This is a genomic window from Rhizobium sp. P1_E1, from assembly GCF_056406015.1.
This window is the reverse complement of record NZ_JBFUAY010000210.1, coordinates 1-7,307: the sequence shown is the minus strand read 5'-3', so window position 1 is coordinate 7,307 and position 7,307 is coordinate 1. Positions and strand designations below refer to the sequence as shown.

At 58.7% G+C, this 7,307-nt stretch carries 8 protein-coding genes and 1 pseudogene; all 9 read left to right on the top strand.

The genetic code is table 11. The annotated features are described in order from the left end of the window. Window positions 1–1,238, top strand: a pseudogene (locus AC1D1Z_RS31600) (conjugal transfer protein TrbE); the annotation flags it as partial. Continuing rightward, window positions 1,216–2,013, top strand: a complete 798-nt coding sequence (gene trbJ / locus AC1D1Z_RS31595; protein WP_130654281.1) for a P-type conjugative transfer protein TrbJ — start codon at window positions 1,216–1,218, stop codon at window positions 2,011–2,013. The pseudogene AC1D1Z_RS31600 and the gene trbJ, both read left to right, overlap by 23 nt. Continuing rightward, window positions 2,007–2,183 carry an entry exclusion protein TrbK gene (gene trbK / locus AC1D1Z_RS31590; RefSeq protein WP_477852785.1) on the top strand — a complete coding sequence of 59 codons (177 nt, stop codon included), beginning with the start codon at window positions 2,007–2,009 and terminating at the stop codon, window positions 2,181–2,183. The genes trbJ and trbK overlap by 7 nt, the downstream gene beginning before the upstream one ends. Before the next feature lie 4 nt (window positions 2,184–2,187). Beyond that, a complete protein-coding gene (trbL, locus tag AC1D1Z_RS31585; RefSeq protein WP_130654283.1) occupies window positions 2,188–3,375 on the top strand; it encodes a P-type conjugative transfer protein TrbL in 1,188 nt (395 codons plus the stop codon). A 20-nt stretch (window positions 3,376–3,395) separates the two neighbouring features. Then, a complete protein-coding gene (locus AC1D1Z_RS31580; RefSeq protein ID WP_130654284.1) occupies window positions 3,396–4,058 on the top strand; it encodes a conjugal transfer protein TrbF in 663 nt (220 codons plus the stop codon). Between the two features lie 17 nt (window positions 4,059–4,075). Further along, on the top strand, window positions 4,076–4,888 hold the full coding sequence (gene trbG / locus AC1D1Z_RS31575; protein ID WP_477852782.1) for a P-type conjugative transfer protein TrbG: 813 nt from the start codon (window positions 4,076–4,078) through the stop codon (window positions 4,886–4,888). A 3-nt stretch (window positions 4,889–4,891) separates the two neighbouring features. Then, on the top strand, window positions 4,892–5,332 hold the full coding sequence (gene trbH / locus AC1D1Z_RS31570) for a conjugal transfer protein TrbH (protein ID WP_130654286.1): 441 nt from the start codon (window positions 4,892–4,894) through the stop codon (window positions 5,330–5,332). Between the two features lie 11 nt (window positions 5,333–5,343). Further along, window positions 5,344–6,642: an IncP-type conjugal transfer protein TrbI gene (gene trbI, locus AC1D1Z_RS31565; RefSeq protein ID WP_477852780.1), complete on the top strand. Its 1,299-nt coding sequence runs from the start codon at window positions 5,344–5,346 to the stop codon at window positions 6,640–6,642. A 311-nt stretch (window positions 6,643–6,953) separates the two neighbouring features. Continuing rightward, window positions 6,954–7,307: autoinducer binding domain-containing protein (locus tag AC1D1Z_RS31560; protein WP_477852778.1), on the top strand; the 354-nt coding region annotated here is incomplete at its 3' end.

The following is a 7,307-nucleotide window of genomic DNA, read 5'->3' as shown; positions in this document are numbered from 1 at the left end:
ACACCAGCAATCTCGCCGACTTGATTCCGCTGAACTCGGTCTGGTCCGGAAACCCGGTCGCGCCATGCCCCTTTTACCCACCGAATTCGCCGCCCTTGATGCAGGTTGCTAGCGGCTCGACAGCGTTTCGTCTGAACCTGCACGTCGATGATGTCGGCCACACGCTGATTTTCGGTCCGACCGGTTCTGGCAAGTCGACGTTGCTCGCCCTGATCGCCGCGCAGTTTCGTCGCTACGAAAATGCGCAGATCTTCGCCTTTGACAAAGGCAGTTCACTTCTGCCCCTGACGCTCGCAGCCGGCGGCGACCACTATGAGATCGGCGGCGACAATGCGGAAGAGGGGAGGGCATTGGCCTTCTGCCCACTCTCCGAACTCAAAAGTGATGCCGACCGGGCTTGGGCGACGGAATGGATCGAGATGCTGGTCGGCCTGCAGGGCGTCACCATCACTCCCGATCATCGTAACGCCATATCTCGGCAAGTCGGCCTGATGGCGAGCGCCTCTGGTCGCTCGCTCTCGGATTTCGTCAGCGGCGTGCAGCTGCGCGAGATCAAGGACGCGTTGCACCACTACACCGTCGATGGTCCCATGGGCCAACTCCTCGATGCGGAAGAGGATGGCCTCACACTCGGTGCCTTTCAGACCTTTGAGATCGAGCAGTTGATGAACATGGGCGAGCGCAATCTCGTGCCGGTGCTGACCTATCTGTTCCGCCGGATCGAGAAACGCTTGGATGGGTCGCCGAGCCTGATCGTGCTCGACGAGGCCTGGCTGATGCTCGGCCATCCGGTATTCCGCGACAAGATTCGCGAGTGGCTGAAGGTGCTGCGTAAGGCCAACTGCGCAGTGGTCCTTGCGACCCAATCGATCTCGGACGCTGAGCGGTCCGGGATTATCGACGTCCTGAAGGAATCCTGCCCGACCAAGATTTGCCTTCCGAACGGCGCCGCTCGCGAGTCGGGAACGCGCGAATTCTACGAGCGCATCGGCTTCAACGAGCGGCAGATCGAAATCGTCGCAACCGCCACTCCGAAGCGCGAGTACTACGTTGCCACGCCGGAAGGCCGGCGGCTCTTTGACATGTCGCTTGGGCCAGTCGCCCTGAGCTTTGTCGGCGCATCGGGCAAGGAGGACCTAAAACGCATCCGCGCACTGAAATCCGAAAATGGTCACGACTGGCCAATCCACTGGCTTGAAACGAGAGGGGTTCACGATGCCGCACCGCTACTCAAATAGATGGCTCGCCTGCTTGGCGGCCGCCGCGCTCACGATCGGAGCTGCAGGCTCAGTGCAAGCCGGTACAGCCACCGGCGCTGCGACGGAATGGACGCAGCTCGCCAACAATGCGCAGCTCGTGGACCTCATGAAAAGCTCCGGCATCCAGGTCGACAATCAGCTGACTCAGATCAGCCAGCTTGCAGAGCAGATCGAGAACCAGCTGAAGATCTACGAGAACATGCTTCAAAACACTGCGCAGCTTCCTGACCATGTCTGGGGTCAGGTCGAAAGCGATCTCAACCAGCTGCGCAGCATCGTCGACCAGGGACAGGGCATCGCCTTTTCGATGGGCAACGCCGACGATGTTCTTCAGCAGCGCTTTCAGAGCTATGCCGATCTCAAGACGAATTTGCCTGATAACGCGACGTTCTCCTCGACCTACCAGTCCTGGTCGGACACCAACCGCGACACGATCGGCAGCTCACTGAAGGCTGCGAGCCTGACGGCCGAGCAGTTCGATAGCGAGGAAGATACGATGTCGTCGCTTCGTTCCATGTCCGATTCGGCAGACGGACAGATGAAGGCACTGCAGGTCGGCCACGGGATCGCCGCCCAGCAAGTCGCACAAATGCAGAAGCTGCGCGGGCTCGTCTCGGAGCAGATGACGATGATGGGAACCTGGCTGCAGACGGAACAAACGGACAAGGATCTGGCACAGGCTAGGCGCGAAAAATTCTTCAGTGCGACGGCTCCTTCCACTTCAGGCGGCGAGAAGATGAAGGTGGAATGGTGAGAACGAACGCAACTCTCATCGCGATTGCAACGATCGTGGCCGCGGCAAGCGCCGGCATCTGGTTTTTGATCTCCGAGAAGCAGGAGGYTCAGGAACGCAGCGCGAAGTTCTTCGGCTCGTCGAGCGATCACCCCACATCTGGCGGCGAAAAGATGAAAGTCGAATGGTGACAGGATGACAGCTACAACGAAACTCCGTCAGCTACAGGCCGCCATGCTCCTGGCCGCCTTCGCAGCGGTCGCGGCCCAGCCGGCGCTGGCGCAAGAGGGGTCAGTATTGACATCGCTCCAGAGCCAGATCACGACCGCAGCGAAGGGGTGGGAAACCACCGTTATGGACGCTGCGAGATCTTTGTTCTGGATCCTCGCAACGATCGAGATCGGTATTGCCGCCGTCTGGCTGGCAATCCAGTCCGCCTCTCTGGATAGCTGGTTCGCCGAACTGGTTCGGCGGATCTTGTTCGTTGGGTTCTTTGCGTTCGTGCTCGCGCAAGGACCGACCTTCGCCAAGGCGGTCGTGGATAGTCTCTTCCAGATTGGCGCAGGGGGAGGGACGGCGTCGCCAGCTGACGTATTCAACGCCGGTCTCGCAGTTGCAACGAAGATGTCTGAGAAGGTTCAGTTCGGTCTCTTCGAGGACAATGCCCTGGCAATCTCAGCCGCATTCGCGATGGTCGTGACGGTCATCGCGTTTTCCCTTGTCGCCGCGATTTTTGTGTCGGTCATGGTCGAGATGTATATCGGCCTGCTTGCCGGCATGATTATGCTTGGCCTTGGTGGATCGTCCTTTACCAAGGATTTTGCGATTCGCTATTTGGTCTATGCTTTCTCCGTCGGTATGAAGCTCATGGCGCTCGTCATGATCTCCCGCATCGGCTCCGAAGTGCTAATCGGCCTCGCCAACCAGCCCGATATCGGTGACCAGTTTCAAACCGCTCTCGCCATCGCTGGAATTGCCGTCGTTGTCTTCATTATCGCGATGTATGTCCCGAACATCATGCAGGGCGTTGTGCAGGGCGCATCCGTCTCCGGTGGTATGGAGGCAATCCGACACGGTGGGCAAGCGGCGTCTTTCGCAGCTGGTGCTGGCTTCCTCGCCGCCGGCGCTGCCGGCGCGGGGTTTGCGGCGGCTCAAGCCGCACGAGCTGGCGGTTCATCCGCTGCAGGTGCTGCTCTTCGCGGCGTGGGCGCGAGCTTCACTTCCGGCGCACAGGCTGCGGGATCAGCCGCGAAGGAAAAAGCGATCGGTTCTCCCGGCGCCTATGCGGGGTCCATTCTTGGATTGGCCAACGCGAAGCTCGATGAACAGCGTGGCGGTCATAGCGGACCAAAACCTCTTCCTGAACGCAACGACAAACCATAATCGAAACAAGGGAAGAACAAATGGCCGCAAACCGCGCTCCGGAAAACCCGTATCTTGCCGCTCGCCAGGAATGGAGCGAACGCTATGGCTCCTATGTGAAGGCCGCAGCCGCATGGCGCATTGTTGGTGTCCTCGGTCTGGTTATGGCCGTCATCGGCTTTAGCTACGCGATGTATCTGAGCACGCAAGTGAGGCTGGTGCCCTACGTCGTCGAGGTCGACAAGCTCGGAACCGCAGTCACGGCAGGTTTCCCCGAGCAGATCGAGTATGCCGATGTCCGCGTGGTGCGCGCCACTCTCGGCAACTTCGTCACAAGCTTTCGCTCGATCACGCCGGATGCGGTGGTGCAGAAGCAATACATCGACCGCACCTACGCCCTTCTTCGCACGTCCGATCCGTCGACGGAGAAGGTCAACGCCTGGTTTCGGGGCAATTCTCCGTTCGAGAAGGCGAAGTCTTCGACAGTTGCCATCGAGGTCAACAACATCGTGGCGCTTTCGAACCAGACCTATCAGATCGACTGGACGGAATACGAGCGGGACCGCAAGGGCAAGGAAACCGGCACGCGTCGGTTTCGCGGGATCGCAACGGTGACGCTCACCGCGCCACAGGATGAGGCGACGATCCGCCTCAATCCGATCGGCCTCTACGTCCGAGATTTCGACTGGACGGCACAGCTTTAACGGCAGGGATTCCTTCAATGAAAAAATCGGGATTGATCGCAGCCGCCGGCTGCATGGCTGGACTCTTGCTTGCGGCGGGCGCGCAGGCGCAAAGCATGACGAGCAACGAGGTGAAAGGAACAAATCTTTCCAGAAAGTGGCGCGGCACGCCTGGACTGGTCACGACTGGTCCGGACGGAAAGGTCACTTTTCTGTTCGGCGAGACCCAGCCGTCCGTCGTCTGCTCTCCTCTACAGGTCTGCGACATCGAACTTCAGGGTGGCGAGATCGTTCGCGACGTCCTCGTCGGCGACACCGTGCGCTGGAAGGTAGAGCCGGCCACTTCGGGGGCCACAAGCGGACAGGCGATCCATCTCATCGTCAAACCGTCGGAGCCGGGCCTTCTCACCTCAATGGTCGTGACGACATCGCGGCGCACCTATCATATCCAGCTCAAGTCCCATCCGAGCCAGTACATCGCGCGCATTGGTTTCGAATATCCGGAAGACGTGCCGACCAAGCTCGCCGACATCAACGCCCGTCTCGAGACGGGCGGCATTCCAGGCACCGCGCCAGACAAGCTGAACTTTTCCTATTCAATCAGCGGCGACGCCTCGTGGAGGCCGAAACGGGTCTATTCGGACGGGGTGAAGACCTACATCCAGTTCCCGAGGTCGATCTCTGGCCAGGACGCGCCAGTGCTCTTCRTCGTCTCCGGCGGTCAAAATCGCATCGTCAACTACCGGATGAAGAACGACATGATGACCGTCGACTATACGATCGACAAGGCGATCCTCGTTTCCGGTGTCGGTTGGCGGCAGCAGAAAATCACGATCCGGCGGGGAGGCTGAACCATGCGGAAGCTATTCGCATTCTTCATCGCGGCCACGTCGCTCTCCGGTTGCCAAACAGCGGAAGACGCATTGCCCACAAGTTCCGCTCCTGTGGCCGCCGCCGGACCGGCTGCGAGCGCCATCGCCGGCGACATGGCAAGCCGCTTGGCTGAGCAGATCGGCCCGGCTGGCGGTACGACCACGATTGCAATGGAAAACGATAAGTCGGAATTCGCGACTGCCCTCGAAGCAGCCCTGAAAGGATGGGGCTATAGGGTCGTCACGGACGGCAAGGTCGCTAAGGACGCTAAGCCCGTCGAGCTTGCTTATGCGATCGAGGGCTTCGACGGACAAATTCTGGCACGGGTCTCAACCTCGTCAATCGCTCTGAGCCGAGCTTATACGCCGACCGCGGCCGGCGCAGCGCCGACCAGTCCGCTTTCGATCATGCAGCGCAACTGACGGAGACTAACATGGCCCAGTCGCTCCAACTCGGCACGTCCAGCCAAGCAGACGAACAGAATGGCATGCGCCGGCTCAACCGCTTGCCGATCATCATAGCAATTATTGTCGTCGTGGTTTTTATCGGCGTTGTTGTGATTGGTCTGTCACTGCGCGGACTATCTTTCAATCGTGGAAACATGGACGATGCTTCTAACAATCCGGCAACGAGTTTCGGGGATCAACTCAAGCGGGGCGTCACCGATGGCATTATCGGTGAGCCGGAAAAACAGGAGGTGTTCCAGCCGACACCTGTCGTAGTGGAAAGAACGGAGAAGCAGGAACCGGTCACTGAGCGCCAACCAATTGAGCGACCAGACCGTCGGCGAATGCTTGAATCCGAGGAGGAGTGGAAGGCTCGCCTGAAGCGAGAGCAGGATGAACAATATATGCGCGAGGCGCAGCGCCAACGCATGGCCCGCCTTCAGGCTCGTGCCACGGCGCTCGATTCGCCGCTGAAGGTTGACATTTCCGATGTCGAGAAGACTGCAATCTCCACCAATGACACCAGCCGTCAGCCGACAAATGTCGCAGCAAACAGTGCATCAGACCTTTATGCCGCCGCCATGAAATCCGGCCTGATGGGACAGAACTTCGATCAGAACGGGCAGACCTCGAAAGAGGATTTTTTCAATCAGGATATCAAGGATCTCGGCTACTTGCCAAACCAGGTCGTGCCGCAGATTTCCCCTTACGAATTGAAACGCGGCTCGGTCATTCCCGCCACCTTGATCACCGGCCTCAATTCAGATTTGCCAGGGCGCATTACCGCTCAGGTCAGCCAAAATGTCTTCGACAGCGCGACCGGCTACCGCCTTCTCATCCCGCAGGGTGCAAAGCTGTTCGGTCGCTACGATTCCAAGGTGTCCTTCGGCCAGGAAYGGGTTCTCGTCGTCTGGACGGACCTCATTTTCCCGAATGGGTCTACCCTGCAGATYGGCGGCATGGCTGGCACGGACGCGGAAGGATATGGGGGCTTCAAGGATAAGGTCGACCGCCATCTCTGGAGGACTTTCGGTTCGGCGGCGCTGGTGGCAATCATCGGGACGGGTATCGATATGTCGATGCCTGAGAGTTCGACGCTCGCTACGCAGGACACGGCCTCGGATGCAGCACGACGTAATTTTGCCGAATCATTCGGCCGGGTAGCGGAAGAGTCGATCTCGAAGAATCTGAACGTTCAGTCGACGATTCACATCCGACCGGGCTACAAGTTCAACGTCCTGGTCGATCAAGATATTGCTTTTCCGTCTGTGCATATCGGCCGCTAACTAGGTAAAGGACCCTCAGATTTTCGATACTTCGCTGAACGTCGCAAGGTCATTCCGCGTGGCGGCGCAGGTGTGACTAAAATTCTCTACAAAGATCATCGTCTTTAGATCAGAAAGAGTTGAATACTCGGGAGAGGTGAATAGACCTAGGCGATGCAACGAACGTGGATCTGCTTCGCGTAGAAGCAACTGCCGTATCGTCCAATGTCCCATGTGGCTCCGGCTAGCCGAACGGTGGCAACCGGTACCTCGTGGCGTCAGAACGGCGCGACGAGTGGGAGGCTTGCACCGTCGTAAAAGGAGAAAAGTTAGTGGACGGTGACCTTCGCTCTCTCATCGATATGACAGAAGCCGCGCATGATGAACGTATGATCAAAAGTGCTCTGAAGACCTTCGCGCACGCATGTGGCTGCGACCGTTTTGCTTATCTGCAGACTGAGGGGTTGGAAATCCGCACATTCAACTCCTATCCGGAGGAATGGCAGGGCGTTTATCTCGAAAGCCAGTACTCCCGCATCGACCCGGTCGTTACTGAAGCCAAGCGCCGCATGGAAATGTTTTCCTGGACGGCCGACGATTGGCCCGCTCGTGGAAATTCCGAAATCAGGCGTTTTCGGGACCAGGCGATCGATTACGGCATTCGGAGTGGGGTGACTATACCCGTC

What these genes read in the sequence shown, in the direction of transcription:
- AC1D1Z_RS31580 (WP_130654284.1), top strand. Translation starts at nt 3,396, where the DNA reads ATGGCCGCAAACCGCGCTCCGGAAAACCCGTATCTTGCCGCTCGCCAG.
- trbL (WP_130654283.1), top strand. Translation starts at nt 2,188, where the DNA reads ATGACAGCTACAACGAAACTCCGTCAGCTACAGGCCGCCATGCTCCTG.
- trbH (WP_130654286.1), top strand. Translation starts at nt 4,892, where the DNA reads ATGCGGAAGCTATTCGCATTCTTCATCGCGGCCACGTCGCTCTCCGGT.
- trbJ (WP_130654281.1), top strand. Translation starts at nt 1,216, where the DNA reads ATGCCGCACCGCTACTCAAATAGATGGCTCGCCTGCTTGGCGGCCGCC.